17 protein-coding genes are annotated in these 18,136 nt (G+C 55.8%); 10 read left to right on the top strand and 7 right to left on the bottom strand.

Going from position 1 to position 18,136, the window contains the following annotated elements; translation table 11 throughout:
• Nucleotides 1–20: 20 nt before the first annotated feature.
• From sdhA to Q1B21_RS09530, 4 genes are all read left to right on the top strand, one after another.
• Entirely contained in the window at nucleotides 21–1,829 is a 1,809-nt protein-coding gene (gene sdhA / locus Q1B21_RS09545) for a succinate dehydrogenase flavoprotein subunit (RefSeq protein WP_298935308.1), read from the top strand.
• 99 nt (nucleotides 1,830–1,928) lie between these two features.
• Nucleotides 1,929–2,555: a sulfotransferase gene (locus Q1B21_RS09540; RefSeq protein WP_298935307.1), complete on the top strand. Its 627-nt coding sequence runs from the start codon at nucleotides 1,929–1,931 to the stop codon at nucleotides 2,553–2,555.
• Between the two features lie 31 nt (nucleotides 2,556–2,586).
• Entirely contained in the window at nucleotides 2,587–3,366 is a 780-nt protein-coding gene (locus tag Q1B21_RS09535; RefSeq protein ID WP_298935306.1) for a succinate dehydrogenase iron-sulfur subunit, read from the top strand.
• Nucleotides 3,367–3,496: 130 nt separating this feature from the next.
• On the top strand, nucleotides 3,497–3,643 hold the full coding sequence (locus Q1B21_RS09530) for a hypothetical protein (protein ID WP_299888816.1): 147 nt from the start codon (nucleotides 3,497–3,499) through the stop codon (nucleotides 3,641–3,643).
• A gap of 283 nt (nucleotides 3,644–3,926) precedes the next feature.
• On the opposite strand, the gene deoD is transcribed toward Q1B21_RS09530, so the two are convergent.
• From deoD to Q1B21_RS09515, 3 genes are all read right to left on the bottom strand, one after another.
• A complete protein-coding gene (deoD, locus tag Q1B21_RS09525) occupies nucleotides 3,927–4,640 on the bottom strand; it encodes a purine-nucleoside phosphorylase (RefSeq protein WP_299888813.1) in 714 nt (237 codons plus the stop codon).
• A 17-nt stretch (nucleotides 4,641–4,657) separates the two neighbouring features.
• Nucleotides 4,658–4,975, bottom strand: coding sequence for an H-NS histone family protein (locus Q1B21_RS09520; protein WP_298935303.1), 318 nt, complete (start codon nucleotides 4,973–4,975; stop codon nucleotides 4,658–4,660).
• A 124-nt stretch (nucleotides 4,976–5,099) separates the two neighbouring features.
• Nucleotides 5,100–7,067 (bottom strand): protein meaA, encoded by a 1,968-nt coding sequence (locus Q1B21_RS09515; RefSeq protein WP_299888809.1) that lies wholly within the window; start codon nucleotides 7,065–7,067, stop codon nucleotides 5,100–5,102.
• 143 nt (nucleotides 7,068–7,210) lie between these two features.
• Here Q1B21_RS09515 and Q1B21_RS09510 point away from each other — a divergent pair, with 143 nt between their 5' ends.
• The 6 genes from Q1B21_RS09510 to Q1B21_RS09485 all read left to right on the top strand — a co-directional run bounded on the left by Q1B21_RS09510 (nucleotide 7,211) and on the right by Q1B21_RS09485 (nucleotide 14,122).
• Nucleotides 7,211–8,599 (top strand): 1-acyl-sn-glycerol-3-phosphate acyltransferase, encoded by a 1,389-nt coding sequence (locus Q1B21_RS09510; protein WP_299888806.1) that lies wholly within the window; start codon nucleotides 7,211–7,213, stop codon nucleotides 8,597–8,599.
• 113 nt (nucleotides 8,600–8,712) lie between these two features.
• Complete coding sequence (gene ccrA / locus Q1B21_RS09505) at nucleotides 8,713–9,999, top strand: crotonyl-CoA carboxylase/reductase (protein WP_120632423.1); 1,287 nt, start codon at nucleotides 8,713–8,715, stop codon at nucleotides 9,997–9,999.
• A gap of 363 nt (nucleotides 10,000–10,362) precedes the next feature.
• On the top strand, nucleotides 10,363–11,082 hold the full coding sequence (locus Q1B21_RS09500; protein WP_299888802.1) for a LuxR family transcriptional regulator: 720 nt from the start codon (nucleotides 10,363–10,365) through the stop codon (nucleotides 11,080–11,082).
• Nucleotides 11,083–11,165: 83 nt separating this feature from the next.
• On the top strand, nucleotides 11,166–11,804 hold the full coding sequence (locus Q1B21_RS09495) for an acyl-homoserine-lactone synthase (RefSeq protein WP_299888800.1): 639 nt from the start codon (nucleotides 11,166–11,168) through the stop codon (nucleotides 11,802–11,804).
• A 60-nt stretch (nucleotides 11,805–11,864) separates the two neighbouring features.
• Entirely contained in the window at nucleotides 11,865–13,397 is a 1,533-nt protein-coding gene (locus tag Q1B21_RS09490) for an ATP-dependent RecD-like DNA helicase (RefSeq protein ID WP_299888797.1), read from the top strand.
• The gene (locus Q1B21_RS09485) at nucleotides 13,394–14,122 is read left to right on the top strand and encodes an SDR family oxidoreductase (RefSeq protein WP_299888794.1); all 729 of its coding nucleotides are present in this window, start codon (nucleotides 13,394–13,396) and stop codon (nucleotides 14,120–14,122) included. Before Q1B21_RS09490 ends, Q1B21_RS09485 begins: the two co-directional genes overlap by 4 nt.
• Before the next feature lie 3 nt (nucleotides 14,123–14,125).
• On the opposite strand, the gene Q1B21_RS09480 is transcribed toward Q1B21_RS09485, so the two are convergent.
• The 4 genes from Q1B21_RS09480 to Q1B21_RS09465 all read right to left on the bottom strand — a co-directional run bounded on the left by Q1B21_RS09480 (nucleotide 14,126) and on the right by Q1B21_RS09465 (nucleotide 18,136).
• Nucleotides 14,126–14,893, bottom strand: a complete 768-nt coding sequence (locus Q1B21_RS09480) for a TIGR02186 family protein (protein ID WP_299889182.1) — start codon at nucleotides 14,891–14,893, stop codon at nucleotides 14,126–14,128.
• Between the two features lie 2 nt (nucleotides 14,894–14,895).
• Nucleotides 14,896–15,816, bottom strand: coding sequence for a sulfite exporter TauE/SafE family protein (locus Q1B21_RS09475; RefSeq protein ID WP_299080762.1), 921 nt, complete (start codon nucleotides 15,814–15,816; stop codon nucleotides 14,896–14,898).
• Between the two features lie 257 nt (nucleotides 15,817–16,073).
• On the bottom strand, nucleotides 16,074–17,042 hold the full coding sequence (locus Q1B21_RS09470) for an ABC transporter permease (RefSeq protein ID WP_299080765.1): 969 nt from the start codon (nucleotides 17,040–17,042) through the stop codon (nucleotides 16,074–16,076).
• Nucleotides 17,042–18,136 carry an ABC transporter permease gene (locus Q1B21_RS09465; RefSeq protein WP_299080768.1) on the bottom strand — a complete coding sequence of 365 codons (1,095 nt, stop codon included), beginning with the start codon at nucleotides 18,134–18,136 and terminating at the stop codon, nucleotides 17,042–17,044. The genes Q1B21_RS09470 and Q1B21_RS09465 overlap by 1 nt, the downstream gene beginning before the upstream one ends.

The raw sequence follows: 18,136 nt of genomic DNA, 5'->3' as shown, positions 1-18,136 counted from the left end.
CGCCTTAAGGATCCAGAACGATGACACAAGCATATGAATATGAAACCCACGACTATGATGTTGTGGTTGTTGGCGCAGGCGGCGCCGGTTTGCGAGCTACGCTTGGCATGGCCGAACAGGGATTGCGCACCGCGTGTGTGACCAAAGTTTTCCCGACACGTTCGCACACAGTTGCTGCTCAAGGTGGCATTGCCGCGTCGCTGTCCAACATGGGTCCGGATCATTGGCAGTGGCACATGTACGATACCGTCAAGGGCTCGGACTGGCTGGGTGACACTGATGCGATGGAGTATCTGGCGCGTGAGGCCCCAAAGGCGGTCTACGAATTGGAGCATTACGGCGTGCCCTTCAGCCGGACAGAAGAAGGCAAAATCTACCAGCGTCCATTTGGTGGCCACACGACCGAATTTGGTGAAGGCCCTGCGGTGCAACGCACCTGTGCCGCCGCGGATAGAACCGGCCATGCGATCCTGCATACGTTGTATGGTCAAAGCCTCAAGAACAACGCTGAGTTCTACATTGAATACTTCGCCATCGATCTGATCATGTCCGAGGATGGGCAATGTCAGGGTGTTGTCTGCTGGAAGTTGGATGACGGCACCATGCATGTGTTCAACGCCAAGATGGTGGTGCTGGCAACGGGCGGTTACGGCCGGGCCTATTTCAGTGCGACCTCGGCCCATACCTGCACGGGTGATGGCGGCGGTATGGTTGCGCGCGCCGGGTTGGCCCTACAAGACATGGAGTTTGTGCAGTTCCATCCAACTGGCATCTACGGCTCGGGCTGCCTGATCACAGAAGGTGCACGCGGCGAAGGTGGATACCTGACGAACTCGGAAGGTGAGCGGTTCATGGAGCGCTACGCGCCCCAGTACAAGGACCTGGCGCCGCGCGACTATGTCTCGCGGTCCATGACGATGGAAATCCGCGAAGGGCGCGGTGTGGGTAAGGAAGGCGATCACATTCACCTGAACCTCAGCCACCTGCCAGCCGAAGCTTTGGCCGAACGCCTGCCGGGGATTTCAGAAAGCGCGAAGATCTTTGCTGGTGTCGACGTCACCAAAGAGCCGATCCCGGTTCTGCCGACCGTGCACTATAACATGGGCGGTATCCCGACCAACTATTGGGGTGAGGTTCTGAATCCGACTGCGGACGATCCAACCGCCGTGGTCCCGGGCCTGATGGCCGTGGGCGAGGCTGGGTGCGCATCTGTACACGGGGCAAACCGGCTCGGATCAAACTCGCTGATTGACCTTGTTGTGTTTGGTCGTGCGGCGGCGATCCGTGCGGGGAAAGTCGTGGATGCCGACTCGGCAAACCCGGTTTTGAACCAGAGTTCTGTGGACAAGGCATTTGATCGCTTTGACGAGGTGCGTAACGCCAGTGGTTCCGTTGCAACCGCCGATCTGCGCCTTGAGATGCAAAAGACAATGCAGGCAGATGCCGCTGTTTTCCGGACTGCCAAAACCATGGCTGAAGGCGTCGAGAAGATGACCGAGATTGCTGCCAAGATGGATGACCTTAAAGTCACTGACCGCTCCTTGGTCTGGAACAGCGACCTTATGGAGTCGTTGGAACTGACCAACCTGATGCCAAGCGCGCTGGCCACCATCGTTGGTGCCGAAGCCCGCAAGGAATCCCGCGGTGCACATGCGCATGAGGATTTCGCCGAGCGTGATGACAAAAACTGGCGCGTCCACACCGTATCCCGTGTTGATGGCAACAAGGTCGATCTCAGCTATCGTCCGGTGATCGTTGATCCTCTGACCACCGAAGATGCAGGGGGCATCAGCCTTAACAAAATTGCGCCCAAAGCGCGCACGTTCTAAGGAGCGGGGAAATCAGGCAATGGTGTACACGCGCCAAATACCTAAGGACGTCACGAAGGCCACAAGCCATCGCAAGTCCTGTTGTGCCTGGTGTCGGCCATGACTGTTGAAGTGCTGCATTCCGCGCAAAGCGATCCAAAAATCATCCTGATCGGATTGAACCGTTGTGCCACGACGTCCTTTCACAAGCTGTTTCAAAACAGCGGGATCCAGTCTTTGCATTGGGTGGATGGCGATGGCAGCAACATCGCTCATCGGATGGTTACGAATATCGCCATGGGTCGTAAGCCGTTGGACGGGTTTGGCCAAGCCCGGGCGTTTACCGACATCGCTTTTGTGAACGTGCGATTCATGCTGGATGGTGCGCGATTCTTTCGGGACCTGCATAGGGCCTACCCCGACGCGTACTTTATACTGAATACGCGCAACCGGGATGACTGGGTATCTTCGCGCGCGCTCCATTCCGGTGGCGCGTATCTTGAAAAATGCTGCAAGGCCAATGGTCTTACAGCAGAAGAGGTAAAACAAGGCTGGGCGCATATGTATGACGTGCACCATGCCGAGGTTGAAGTGCATTTCGATGGCAACCCCCGATTCCTGCGCTTTGACATAGACACGAACGAGCCGCAGATCATTGCGGATCTGCTTGCTCGGGATTTTGACGTGAACACTGTCCATTGGGGACATTATAATCGAGGGGCGTCCGCGCACGCCCAGACAGGCTGAATGGCGGCCTTGTGCTGAATGGAGAATTGACATGGTTCAACTGACCCTGCCCAAGAATTCCCGGATCACCACCGGAAAGACCTGGCCCAAGCCAGAGGGCGCCAGCAATGTGCGTAAGTTTCAGATTTACCGCTGGAACCCGGATGATGGGCAGAACCCGCGCGTGGATACGTATTTCGTTGACATGGACACATGTGGTCCCATGGTTCTGGACGCGCTGATCAAGATCAAAAACGAGATTGATCCGACCCTGACCTTTCGCCGGTCTTGCCGCGAAGGCATCTGCGGGTCCTGTGCGATGAATATCGACGGGATCAATACTCTCGCTTGTATCTATGGCATGGATGAGATCAAGGGCGACGTGAAGATTTACCCCCTTCCGCATATGCCTGTGGTGAAAGACCTGATCCCCGATCTGACCCATTTCTACGCTCAGCATGCCAGCATCATGCCGTGGCTTGAGACCAAGACCAACCGCCCGGCGAAAGAGTGGAAGCAATCCATCGAAGATCGCAAGAAACTTGATGGCCTGTATGAATGCGTAATGTGTGCCAGCTGCTCGACCTCTTGCCCCAGCTATTGGTGGAACGGTGATCGGTATCTTGGCCCGGCCGCGTTGCTACACGCCTATCGCTGGATCATCGACAGCCGAGATGAGGCAACGGGCGAGCGCCTGGATGAGTTGGAAGACCCGTTCAAACTGTATCGCTGCCATACCATTATGAACTGTGCCAAGACCTGCCCGAAGGGTCTGAACCCGGCCAAAGCGATTGCTGAGATAAAAAAGATGATGGTCGATCGCGCCGTTTGATACGCAGTTGCATTTGTTGACTTGCAGCAAGTGCATGCCCAGCTTGCGAAAATAGGGGGGTGCAGGGCCAGTGGCCCTGTCCTAATTTCAAAGAAGGGAGGAGTGATGAGATTGAGTCAGGATCACTCCGATGAATACAGAAAATCCTAAACCGAAAATCAACGCTGGCGAGGCCTTGAAACTGCTTGAACAGGCCTGGGCTTACTATACACCGGAGCCCATGCTGGCGGACAAACAACCCGAGTTACGCTTGTTCGAGTACGCCAACGCCGCCTGATGCGATTCATGTTGGGCTTGCCAACGACGAATAGGATGGGCAAATCAGTAGCATGCCCATTCTCTTGCTTCTTTTAGCCGCTGGGGTGTTTGCTTACTTCCTATGGCGCGCGCGATCTTCCTCGCTGACCCGCGATTGTCGGTGGCGTCAGCACCGAAACGAGGGCGTCTGGATCTGCGCTTTTTGTGGCGCGCAACAAGAGGGGTCTGAGAGCCCAAGCAGCTGTTTGCGAAAGACAAGCGACGACTAGAAACCGGGCAGGCCCTAACCCTGCCCGATGCGTTTATCCAGCTTCCGGGAATGCCGCCTGCAATGCAATCTCGACCATATCGCCAAAGCTGCTTTCGCGGTCGGCCGATGGTAGGGCCTCTCCGGTCAACAAATGATCCGATACGGTCAGCACAGCCAGGGCCCGGCACTGGTGGCGCGCGGCCAGGATGTATAGCTCGGCTGCCTCCATCTCGACACCAAGAATGCCGTGACGCACCATTTGTTCATTCAGGTCAGGACGTTCGTCATAAAAGACATCAGACGAATAGATCCCGCCGACATGGGTGGGGGTGCCTTTTGCCTTAGCTGCGGCAACAGCGGCCTGTAGTAGGCCCCAATCAGCGCACGGGGCAAAGTTCATCTCTTTCATGATGCCACGGGATGGCGTGCTGAGGGTGGTCGATGTCATCGCCAGAATGACATCCCGCACTTTCACTTTTTCCTGCATCCCGCCGCATGATCCAATACGGATCAGGGTTTTTGCATCAAAGTCCCGGATCAACTCGTTCACGTAGATCGAAAGGGATGGCATACCCATACCGCTGCCCTGAATTGTAACAGCGTTCCCTTTCCAGTTGCCGGTGAAACCCAGCATTCCGCGCACGTTATTGACCTGCTTGACGTCTTCCAGAAACGTCTCGGCTGCCCACTTTGCCCGATAAGGATCGCCGGGCAAAAGAACGGTTTCTGCAATTTCGCCTTTTTCAGCTCCAATATGAATTGTCATTCCTAGGCAAGCCCCAGCTAGATTTCCAAATCAGAGATATCGGCGCCTGCTTTCAATGCATCGTGAATCCACTGAGGCTTGCGGCCACGCCCGGTCCAGGTCTGTTCTGGGGCAGCGGGATTGCGGTACTTGGGCTTGGCTTTGGTCCCTTTTGCGCCACGTGGTGCATCACTTGACAACTCGGACAGTGAGAAACCAAATGCTGCTGCAGCTTTTTCGGCCGCCATCAAAGCTTCCTTGCGTTCCCGCTTTTCTGCATTAACAAGTGCATTTTCGACACTGCCGCGCAATTCCAGAAGATCTTTTCGCGACATCTTTTCAAGATTCATGCCCATTGTTCTTCTCCGTGAGTGTGTTTTGGTGGTGGGTGCAGTCGCGCACCCTAAATCCAAAGGACGACATAATCTATCCCTAATAGTAAGGGGATATAGACAGAGAATTTATCTGGTAAAGTGACTGTTATTCGGCCGCGAGGTTTTGCGGATCAACAAGAGTAACAATGTCACCCATAATCGCATTCAATTCGAAGTTTTTAGGGGTGTAAACCTTTGACACGCCCATTGATTTCAACTTCTCTGCATCCTCGTCGGGAATAATTCCACCCACTACAACCGGAATGTGGGTCAATCCGGCTTCGCGCAATCGAGCCAGTACGTCTTCAACCAAAGGCAGATGGCTGCCAGATAGAATCGATAACCCGATGACATGCGCGTCGTCTTCTGCAGCGGCGGTCACTATCTCTTCTGGTGTCAGGCGGATACCATCGTAGCTGATATCCATGCCGCAATCCCGCGCGCGGAAGGCGATCTGCTCGGCACCATTCGAATGGCCATCGAGACCTGGCTTGCCGACCAAAAATTTGAGGCGACGCCCCAGTTTGTCGCTGACTGCATCAACGGCGGCACGCAAGTCTTCAAGCCCTTCGGTCTTGTTCGAGACCGAACCAGACACCCCGGTCGGGCCGCGATAAGTGCCATAGACCTTGCGCATTTCTTCGGCCCATTCACCGGTTGTTACACCGGCCTTGGCCGCAGCGATGGATGGCTCCATCACATTTGCGCCTGTCTGCGCGGCCTCGCGCAGGGCGGCTAGTGCAGCCGCAACCACCGCGCTGTCGCGTTCGGCGCGCCATTCATTCAGACGATTGATCTGCTCTTGCTCGGCGGCAGGGTCGACGACCATAATACCACCATCTTCGGTCTGAAGCGGAGACGGTTCACCTTCGGTCCATTTGTTCACGCCGACAACCACTGTTTCGTTCCGCTCGATCCGGTTCAGACGTTCTGCGTTTGAATCCACCAAGCGCGATTTCATGTATTCGATCGAGGCAACGGCCCCGCCCATTGAATCCAGATTGGCCAGTTCAGCCCGTGCGCCGTCTTTCAATTCTTCGACTTTTGCATCCACCGCCGGGTTTCCGTCGAAGAGATCGCCATATTCAAGAAGGTCCGTCTCGTAGGCCAGTATCTGCTGCATCCGCATCGACCATTGCTGATCCCATGGGCGCGGCAGGCCCAAGGCTTCGTTCCAAGCTGGAAGCTGAACCGCCCGGGCGCGCGCCTTTTTGGATAGGGTTACTGCCAGCATCTCGATCAGAATGCGGTAGACATTGTTTTCTGGCTGCTGTTCGGTCAGGCCCAGTGAGTTCACCTGCACGCCATAGCGGAATCGGCGGAACTTAGGGTCTTCAACGGCATATCTTTGTTGCAGTATTTCATCCCAAAGATCGACAAATGCGCGCATTTTGCACATTTCGGTAACAAACCGGATGCCGGCATTCACAAAAAACGAAATACGGCCGCAAACCGCAGGAAAATCCTCGGTTGGCACGCGTGGGCGCAGCTCGTCCAGCACGGCGATGGCGGTGGCTAGCGCATAGGACAGTTCCTGTTCGGGTGTCGCACCGGCTTCTTGCAAGTGGTAGGAACACACATTCATTGGGTTCCATTTCGGCACATTAGCGTAACAGTATTCTGCCACATCCGCGATCATCTTCAGCGAGGGTTTCGGCGGGCAGACATAAGTGCCTCGGCTTAGATATTCCTTGATCAGATCGTTCTGCACTGTGCCTTGCAGTTTGGAAACATCAGCCCCCTGTTCCTCGGCCACCGCGATGTAAAGCGCCAGCAGCCAGGGCGCAGTCGCGTTGATTGTCATCGATGTGTTCATCTGTTCCAGAGGAATTTGCTCGAACAGAACCCGCATGTCGCCCAGATGACAAACCGGAACGCCCACTTTGCCCACCTCGCCACGTGCCAAAGTATGGTCGCTGTCATAGCCGGTTTGTGTAGGCAAATCGAAAGCCACCGACAGCCCTGTCTGACCTTTGGCCAGATTTCCCCGATACAGCGCGTTAGATGCTTTGGCGGTGGAATGACCAGCATAGGTCCGGATGAGCCAGGGTCGATCTTTCTGCATCTGCGTCATGAGGAGCCTCGTGTGTCGGTGGGCAATAAAATTTCGTCACTGGGTTCTAAAGCGCAATTTTCGGGATATGTCAATTCGCTGCGTTGCGGCATATCGCAATTGTTCAGATTGTGAGCCGGTCCGATTGGTGGCACTGTGTTCGGATGACGCAAACCGTCGAACTTCCGCTTTGGCTTTTTTTGCTGATCGTGATTTTTGCCATGGTCACACTGGCTTCGCATTTCTTGTTCCCATCCGTTCGATGGTTTTTTCGCCGCCGTTTAGAGCGTGCCGTTGCCCGTCTGAACAAGCGGCTGCAACGGCCCATCCAGCCGTTCAAACTCGCACGGCGGCACGACATGATTCAGCGGCTGATTTATGATCCGCAGGTCGGGCAGGCTGTGCAGCGACATGCTCGCGAGGAAGGAATCCCCGAAGCCGTAGCCTTTGAACAGGCGCGCCGCTATGCGCGCGAAATTGTTCCGTCGTTTTCGGCCTTTGCCTATTTCAGTTTTGCCATTCGTCTGGCTCGTCTTATTAGCAATACGTTTTATGACGTTCGCCTCAGCTATCAGGATGAAGCCGCCATCGACGGCATTGATCCCGAGGCCACCGTAGTTTTTGTGATGAACCACCGTAGCAATATGGACTATGTGCTGGTGACTTACCTTGCTGCACGGCATTCGGCCTTGTCCTATGCAGTAGGAGAATGGGCGCGGGTTTGGCCGCTAAGCCGACTTATCCAAGCTATGGGTGCGTATTTCATCCGGCGAAAGTCAGGCAGCGAGCTCTATCGTCAAGTGCTGTCATGTTACGTCCGTCACTCGACCGAGGCTGGGGTGACGCAAGCGATGTTCCCCGAAGGCGGGTTAAGCCTGACCGGGGCATTGGGTCGTCCCAAGCTTGGATTGCTAAAATATATTTTGGATGGAACTTCGCCAGACGGGCGGGACGTTGTCTTTGTTCCGGTCGCATTGAACTATGACCGTGTGCTTGAGGATACCATTCTGACCCGCGCCGCACTGGGATCGGAACGTCGGTTCCGGGCCCGGATCGGAGTTGTCACCCGTTGGATCATTAAGCAGGTCTGGCAGCGTTTGATTGGCCGGTACAAAAGATTCGGGGTCGCTTCGGTACGATATGGAGCGCCATTGTCGCTGAAAGAGTTTCGCAGCCAACACCGTGATGACGCGATGACGGATCTGGCGCGCGAACTGATGCAGCGCATCGGTCGCGCCATTCCGTTGGTACCCGCAGCTGCGGCCTGTTTGGTGTTGCGCGAAAACGGATCCATGCCTGAGGACAGCGTACAATCCCGTATCCAGGCAATGATGAACCAAAATGGCGATCAGACGACACAGGATTCAGAGGCCATAGAAAGTGCGTTGAACCAATTGGTCGAACGGAAAATCCTAAGAAGGCAAGGGGAAACGCTTTCGCTTTCAGGTCAGCGAGTCGATCTTTTGGACTACTACGCCGCATCTGCGCAGAAGAAAAAGCAATCAGAGAGCAATGCACTTGCAGAAAATTTTTCTGCAAGTGCGGGGTCATAAAATTACAAAAATACAGCAAAAGCGGTTGCATTATTGCGCACCGGTCAATATTCCATCTGGGGAAGCACGCGATTCTGCGTCGCGGCAAAGATATTGATAAAAAGGAGGCCAGCATGGCTTTGGACACCGAAAGCGGTATCGCGTCGTACGAGGCACCCGAAAAAGACCTGTACGAAATGGGTGAGATCCCTCCGATGGGATATGTGCCCAAGAAGATGTATGCATGGGCGATCCGTAAAGAGCGCCACGGCGAGCCGAACACAGCAATGGTGCAGGAAGTGGTCGATGTGCCGGAACTGGACAGCCACGAGGTGCTGGTTCTGGTGATGGCCGCGGGCGTGAACTACAACGGTGTCTGGGCGTCTCTGGGTCAACCGATCAGCCCGTTTGACGGCCATAAAGCACCTTATCACATCGCAGGTTCGGATGCGTCGGGCATCGTTTGGGCGGTGGGTTCAAAAGTGACCCGCTGGAAGGTCGGTGATGAGGTGGTTATCCACTGTAACCAGGACGACGGCGATGACGAAGAATGCAACGGCGGCGACCCGATGTATTCTCCAAGTCAGCGCATCTGGGGCTATGAGACCCCGGATGGATCTTTCGCCCAGTTCACCAACGTGCAGGCGCAGCAACTTATGCCACGGCCTAAGCACCTGACTTGGGAGGAAAGCGCTTGTTACACGCTGACTCTGGCGACGGCTTACCGGATGCTGTTCGGCCACGAGCCTCATGATCTGAAGCCGGGTCAGAATGTTCTGGTCTGGGGTGCCTCTGGCGGCCTTGGCTCTTATGCGATCCAGCTGATCAACACAGCCGGTGCAAATGCGATCGGTGTGATCTCGGACGAAAGCAAGCGTGACTTTGTCATGGGGCTGGGCGCCAAGGGCGTGCTGAACCGCAAGGACTTCAACTGCTGGGGTCAGCTGCCCACAGTGAACACCCCGGAATACGCCGAGTGGTTCAAGGAAGCCCGCAAGTTCGGCAAGGCGATCTGGGATATCACCGGCAAGGGTAACAATGTCGACATGGTCTTCGAGCACCCGGGTGAAAGCACCTTCCCGGTCTCTACCTTTGTGGTGAAGAAGGGCGGCATGGTTGTGATCTGCGCCGGTACCACCGGATACAACCTGACCTTCGATGTGCGCTATATGTGGATGCACCAAAAGCGCCTGCAGGGGTCGCACTTTGCGCATCTCAAGCAAGCTGCATCCGCCAACAAATTGATGGTAGAGCGTCGTCTGGACCCTTGTATGTCCGAAGTGTTCACGTGGAATGACCTGCCCGAAGCACATATGAAAATGCTTCGGAACGAGCACAAGCCGGGCAATATGTCAGTTCTGGTTCAGGCCCCGCGCACCGGTTTGCGTACGCTTGAAGAGGTACTGGACGCACGGGGCTAGATCGCTCTGATTTTAGACACAAACGCCCGCGAATCACGTTTTGGATTCGCGGGCGTTTTGCGTTCTGACCCGTGCTTCCAACTTTCAACGGGTTACAAATTTATCCCTCGCTATTTTTGGGGAGTAGAAACCGGTGACTATGCCGGAAAACATCTTACATGTTATGGTTGTGTTAACCCTTCGTTAACTGTTTCAGAGAGACCCTGATGGCGCAAAATGAGTGGATATTGGACGTATTGTCGGACCTCAACGCTTTCGCGGTCGCGAACGGGTTGACCGTGCTTGCCGAGCAGCTTGACGACACCAAGCTAGTCGCAGCGGCCGAGATCGCGTCCATGAAGAATGAGGCACGGGCGCCCGCGGATGGCAACAGAACTCGATTTGGGTCAGATCCTGCAGGATTTGGAGAGCACCAGCACGCTTGACGAGCTCAGCAGTATTGCATTCGGGCTGCGAGAAATACTCAAGGTCGAACATCTGACCTATCACTGGGTGGATGGCGCTGGCGACCAATACGGGTGCACCACATACTCGGATGCCTGGGAAGAGCGGTACCGGGACAAAAACTATCACAGAATCGATCCGGTTATCCTGGGGTGTTTCCAAAGGTTTCATCCCGTCGATTGGAAGTCCCTTGATTGGTCCGGAAAAGTTGCAAAGGCCTTCCTTCAGGACGCGAAAGGCCATGGTGTTGGCAATCAAGGATATTCCATCCCGATCCGCGGTCCCAACGGACAGTTTGCCCTTTTTACCGTTAATCACAGCTGTGACGACGACACGTGGCAAGAGTTTATCTCGCTATATGGGCGCGAATTGATCCTTATTGCGCACTACATGAATCGTAAGGCGCTAGAGTTCGAAATGGACAGGCAACCGGATTCACCACGCGGACTATCCCCCCGAGAGATTGATGCGATTACCTTGCTGGCGCTGGGTTACAGCCGCGCACAAGTGGCGCATTCTCTTTCGATTTCCGAGCATACCTTGCGGGTTTATATCGAAAGTGCTCGTTCCAAGCTTGGCGCCCAGAACACCACCCACGCCATCGCAACTGCACTCAGCCGAGGATTAATAGTCGTTTAAAGGAAGCCCGACCCTGAAACCGTAAGTTAACCACGTGTCTGTACCCCCTTCGTTCCTGCAAAGGACGACGAGGGGAAAAAGTCATGTTGCGTTATCTATATGCCGATGAGTTGCACAAGTTTCCGGCTCTGGCAGAGGGGATGTTTCAGGATCGCGCAGATCAGTTCAAAACTCGATTGGGCTGGGACGTTAACGTTAATGAAAAAGGAGAAGAGCGGGATCAATACGATGATCTCAATCCGCTATATGTCATCTGGGAAGAACCGGATGGCAGTCATGGTGGCTCAATGCGGGTGTTGCCAACAACCGGGCCGGTTATGGTAAACGAAATCTTTGGTCATCTGACTGGCGGCAGCCCGATCCGCAGCTCACTGATCTGGGAAGTTACACGGTTTTGCCTGTCCCGCACAGCCAGCCCGCATACCGCCGGGGCCATCATGCTCAGTGGCGGCGAAATGATGGAAGGGTTCGGTCTGACGCATATAGCCGGGGTTTTTGATGCGCGTATGATTCGTATCTATCGCCTCATTGGATCCTCGCCGCAGGTCCTTGGTACCCAAGGGTCAGGGCGTGAACAAATCTCGGTTGGGCTGTGGCCATATTCCGCTGAGGATTGCAGGCGTGTGGCCGAGCGGGCAGGCATTCCACGTGATCTATCACGCCTATGGTTTAAGACAGCTTTTGGCCCTGCCAAACAACACCGTTTTGCCTTGTCAGCCTAAGCGCGGGAAAACACCAATCCACATCTGGTGATGGTCGGCGCGGCCCTGTAGGGTCGCGCCATGTCCTTGCCAAAACTAACATTCTCTGACGATCAGGCCGCCGCTTTTGACAGCATCGCCGAGATGCTGCGCTCTGCGGGTGTAGACTTGGAAGACGATGCCCTGCTCAAGCTTCCGGGGGCCGGAAAGTCCGGCGTGATGGCCGTGATCGGGAAGGCTGGATCCGGTAAAACCCTTTTGCTTGCAGAGCTTTACAAGGCGCTGGCTGAAACCGGTGTTCAGATCGTTTCGGGCGACTATGAAAGTCGAAAATCAAAAGACAAACGAAGCCTTGCGATATTGGCACCGACCAACAAGGCGGCCAGTGTTCTGCGGTTGCGCGGCGTTCCGGCAACGACCATTCATCGCATTCTATATACTCCGGTCTACGACCCCGAATATGAGCGGATTGCGGATTGGCTTGCGGGCAATGGTGAGCGACCCGAGATCGAGGACCTAAGCGACGATGCACTGGATCGCGCGGCATCGTTTTATGAAAACAACAAGTCCATCCCTGGCGCACTTGCTGCGGCAGGGTTGCGCGGTTCAGACTTCATCACAGGCTGGAAACGTCGTGACGAACCGTTGGATATCGGCTTTGTCGACGAAGCCTCAATGCTGGACGACAGGCAATTCGAAGACCTGCAAGAGATATTTCCGACGCTGTTGATGTTTGGTGACCCGGCGCAGCTGGCCCCCGTCAACCAGTCTGGCAGTATGGTATTCGACACATTGCCTGAACCTCGGAAACTGACCTTGCACCGGGTGCATCGGCAGGACGCGGATAACCCCATATTAGATCTCGCCCATGCACTTGCTGATCCCGAAATGGGGTTCGAGGATTTCGAACGGATGATCGAAGACGCAGCCCGGCGCGACGATCGTGTTGTTTGGGGGCAAAGAGTAGAAGTTGACCTGATGGCCCGCAGCCCGGTTCTGGTGTGGCGCAATGCAACTCGCATTCGGCTGATCCAGGCGTTCCGGCAAGTTCACGGCGCGCCGGAAACGGAGCTATTGGCAGGTGAACCGCTGATTTGCGACGGGATCGAGCTGCCGCTTAAACACCGCAAGAAACGGCTGGATCTTGAGGCGAGGGGGCTGATCAAGGGCGCGCAGGTCATTTATCTTGGGCCCGGGCGAAAGCCGGGGTTTTCGCGGTTGCATGTGATGGGGGCCGAAGACCCTCAGGTCAGTGCGGCCTCAATCGTCAAAATTGAAAAGCCGGATGAGGAAGAGCCGTTTATTCCATTCGCCGCCCGCATGGGCGCGACGTTCCTGCATGGGGCTGCAGTGACCATTCACAAGGCGCAAGGATCGCAGTGGGACACGGTGCAGGTCTTTGCGCCTGATCTCTACGCCGCGGCGCGTATGGGACGGACCGAGGCCGGGCAACCCTTGTGGAAACGTCTGGCCTATGTGGCCATTACACGTGCGCAACAGCGGCTGGCTTGGGTGGTGCGCAATCGTCTCTCAAAACCGACCTATCAGTTGCGTGTGGATGACCTGCGCGCGGGACAAGCACCATCACTGACGTTGGAGGCGGAAGAGACATGAGATCCATTATCGTTACGGGTGCAAGTTCCGGCATTGGGCGGGCGACGGCCGAGTTGTTTCTGGCCGAAGGCTGGACCGTGGGCCTGTTGGCGCGGAGCGAAGGCAAACTGGAAGAAATTGCCAGAACCAACCAAAATGCGGTCCCTCTGGTCGCGGATGTCACAAACCCTGATGCCGTATCAACTGCATTCCGCTTGTTCATGAACCGGGCAAACAGATTGGATGTCTTGTTCAACAACGCAGGCATCTTTGCGCCAGGTGGTACGATTGACGAGATCGCATTGGAGGATTGGTACCAAAGCGTCAACGTGAACCTGAACGGTATGTTTCTGTCCGCGCGCCAGGCATTTGGGATTATGCGTAGGCAGAGCCCGCGGGGCGGCAGGATCATCAATAATGGCTCGATCGCAGCGCATGCTCCGCGCCCGAATTCGGTGCACTACTCGGCAACGAAGCATGCAATCACCGGGCTGACCCGCAGTCTGTCTCTGGACGGGCGTGCGTTTGGGATCGCATGCGGTCAGATCGATATCGGAAATGCGCGGACACCCATGGTTCAAAACCTTGTTGAGACCGCCAAGGCCGAAGGCAATACGCCAGATCCGACGATGGCCGTTGACGACGCCGCGCGTTCGGTTCTGCATATGGCCACCCTGCCGCCCGAGGCGAACGTGCAGTTCATGACCGTAATGGCTACGACCATGCCTTATATCGGCAGGGGGTAGGCTTCACTTCTCGCGCAGCAGACGGAACGCGGTAGAGGCGCCCCAACCCGCTGCAATCGCAATGACCAGTGACATGAGGCCATACCAGACAGGTTGCTGACGGGACATGTTGAACAGGAAACGCTCAAGCCCGACTTTGCGAACGTCGATAGCCGTTTCGTATTGAGAAATGACCTCTCCCGCTCGGGTCAGAAGGATGCGTGCAACATACTCGCCTTCTGTCAGGTCTGACGGCATATCGATTGATGTTCGGAAAAGAGTCTGTTCATCCACGGCCACGGTGTTTTCGCGGATGGAATAGAGGTCTTCATTCTCGCGAATGCGCACCACAGCATCGGCAAAATCCTGTGCGCCGCGGATGTTCATTGCTGCACCGACGGATCGAATAGCGCGCTCAATCGAGACCCGATACCGTAGATCCTCCGTGTCAGACAGGATGGATTTCAGCGGGCCACTGGTGGCCACCGCGTAAAAGCTGGGTGCAAGATCAACAAGAACACTATCCGTGTTCACCCAGATTCCCAGCTTGCGTTCCTTCCGCCGGACGGTCACGGGTTCTGAGGGGCCGGCGAGCGCCACGATAACCTCAAGTGGTGGACCATCTGGAATAGGTGCTTCGCGTTTTATTGCGCCAAAGATCAGGATCTCGGATCCGTCGAAATTGGCGGTAATTGCGACGCGGTCCTGGCTTAGGCCTAGAACAACTTTCTCCTCCGCTGCGGCAGCGGGTAAGCATAACAGGCAAAGGGCGGTGATAAGAGCGCGCAGCATCATCAGTGCCCTCCGCCTGTGCCAAGCGAATAGAGCTCACTTGGTTCGAGCAGAAGATCAAGGGCCAGCTTGCCACACACCACAAGGACCAGCGCGGCCAGCAAAACCCGCAACTGTTCCGCAGGCATGCGTGCGCCGATCACCGTGCCGATCTGAGCGCCGATGACGCCGCCAACAAGCAGCAAAACGGCCAGTACGACATCCACCGTATAGTTGGTCGTCGCGTGCAGCATTGTGGTAAACGCGGTCACAAAAATGATCTGAAACAGGGATGTACCAACAACGACCTTTGTGGGCATGCCCAGCAGATAAATCATCGCGGGCACCATGATAAACCCGCCGCCAACACCCATGATGGCCGACAGCACCCCAACACACAGCCCCACCAGAACTGGCGGGATCACCGAGATATACAGGCCCGATGTGCGAAAGCGCATCTTGAGCGGCATGGCGTGAATCCAACCGCGCTGCCGTCGTTTGGCAGGCGCGCCACCACCCTTTTTGACTTTGCGCAGGGCATTGAGGCTTTCAACGAACATCAGACTGCCGATGACGCCAAGAAAGACCACGTAACAAAGCGTCACCAGCAGATCGACCTGGCCAAGACTCTTGAGGTAGTTGAACACAACGACACCCAAGGCCGCGCCGACCAGACCGCCCACAAGTAGGACCGTGCCCATCCTGAAGTCCACGGTTTTTCGCCGGAAATGAGCCAGAACGCCTGAAAATGACGATGCAACGATCTGATTGGCTTCGGTTGCAACAGCCACAGCGGGTGGGATGCCAATGAAAAACAGCAGCGGGGTCATAAGAAACCCACCACCTACGCCAAACATTCCGGACAGGATACCAACCATCCCCCCCAAACCGAGAAGCAAAAAGGCATTCACGGAAACTTCGGCTATGGGAAGATAAATCTGCATGGCTTCTTCTGGATGTGCGGTGTTCTGCTGCACAACGTCACAATGCTGCATTCACCGAAGTGTCTGGAAAGTCGGGTCTTAAGGCGTTGGGTGTTGTGTTTCCCGAATGAGTTTTGGGCTAGCCCAGCGAATTTCGCAATCTCATCAATCGGAGAACACACACACATACCCTCTTAGAGCGGTTGCGGCATGCAAAATCAACTGTGCATGCCGCTCTGCAGCGAACAGGATTCAAGTTTGTTCCTGAACTGGACCTATCAACGCTCTTTCACATAGGGTTCGCCGCCCGCGCGCGGTGGAATCGCCTTGCCAACAAAGCCAGCCAGAATCACCACAGTCAGGATATACGGCAGGGCATCCATGACCTGGACCGGTATGACAACACCACCCAGATCGATGTTCTGGAACCGCAAAGCAACGGCCTGCAAAAGCCCAAACAATAAACAGGCGCCCATGGCGTGCCACGGCCGCCATTTCGCAAAGATCAGCGCGGCGAGCGCTATAAATCCACGACCTGCGGTCATTTCCTTAACGAATCCGGCCTGCAGCGCCGTGGCGAGATAAGCACCGGCGATCCCACAGAGCACGCCGCAGATCGCTACAGCGGCAAAACGCAGACCAACCACCGAGACACCAGCGGTATCTACCGCAGCCGGGTTTTCGCCCACTGCGCGCAGGCGAAGACCGAACCGCGTGCGGAATAGGATCCACCACGTTGCGGGCACCAGCAGGAACGCCACATAAACGAGAATGGAGTGACCAGACAGGAGTTCTGAATAAATGGGTCCGATGAAAGGTACACCGCTGATCGCGTCGACAAACGGGAACTCAATTGGTTCGAAACGGCCACCGCCAAACAGGGAAGGTGTGCGGCCGCCCTGTTTGAACCAGCTCTGGGCTATAAGCACCGTCAGACCAGACGCGAGGAAGTTGATAGCCACACCTGAGATCAGTTGGTTGCCCCGAAACGTGATCGACGCCAGCCCGTGCAGCGCGGACAAAACCAGCGACGACGCGATCCCAGCCAGCAGGCCCAACCAGACCGACCCTGTCACAGCAGCGACGGCGGCCGAGAAGAAAGCGGCCATCAACATCTTGCCTTCAAGCCCGATGTCGAAAATACCTGCGCGTTCGGAATACAGCCCTGCCAGACAGGCCAGCAACAACGGCGTGGCCAGACGGACGGTCGAATCGAGGACTTGGATGAGGGTAACGAAAAACTCCATCACTCTGCCCCCTTCCGCAAACTCAGGAAGACTTTCTCAAGCGGCATGCGCACCATGTTGTCCAGCGCCCCGGTAAACAGGATCACGAGCGCCTGGATCACAACAATCAGTTCGCGCGGTATCGAGGTCCACAGTGCCAGTTCCGCACCGCCCTGATACAAGAACCCGAACAGGATTGCGGCCAGGAAGACACCAAACGGATGTGATCGGCCCATCAGAGCGACTGCGATACCGATGAATCCGGCGCCTTCGGTCGAATTCAGGACCAGCCGCTCAGCCTCGCCCATCACGTTGTTGATCGCCATCATTCCGGCCAGGCCGCCCGAGATCAGCATTGCGATGATGGTAATACGGACCGGAGAGATGCCAGCATAAACCGCGCCGGTTTCGGTTTTACCGTAAGATCGGATTTCATAGCCAAGCCGAGTGCGCCAGATCAAAGCCCACACGATGACGCATGCGACAATCGCCACAAAAAACGAAATGTTTGCAGGGGCACCGCGGAACACCACGTTCTCGGCCGTCGAGAACATCGACTGGAACGTTGGCAACTGTACCGCTTCCGGGAAGCGCGCAGTCGCCGGATCCATCGAGCCCTGCGGGCGCATTACGTTGACCAGCATGTAGTTGAGGAACGCCGCTGCAATAAAGTTGAACATGATCGTGGTGATCACGATATGGCTGCCTCGCTTGGCCTGCAGATAAGCAGGAATTGCCGCCCAGGCAGCGCCGAAGATCATTGAGGCGGCACAGGCTGCAAGCAAAGCGATGCTCCAATGCGGCCACGGCACATAGAGGCAAACAATCGCCACGCCAAGGCCACCAAGCATGGCTTGGCCTTCCCCACCGATGTTGAACATCCTGGCGTGAAACGCGACAGCCACGGCAAGGCCAGTGAACATGAAATTGGTGGCGTAGTAGAGCGTATAGCCCCAGCCATAAGTCGATCCCAGCGCGCCGGTAACCATCAGATTTACGGCCTCGACCGGGTTTTCTCCGATGGCGAGGATAACCAGCGCCGAAAGAAGTGCTGCCAATATCAGACTGATCACAGGGATCAGCACCACATCGGCCCATTTGGGCATTTTTTCCAT

The organism is uncultured Ruegeria sp., from assembly GCF_947504215.1.
Classification (GTDB): Bacteria; Pseudomonadota; Alphaproteobacteria; order Rhodobacterales; family Rhodobacteraceae; genus Ruegeria.
Note: the sequence above shows the minus strand (reverse complement) of the source record. Positions and strands in the feature narration are given on the sequence as shown.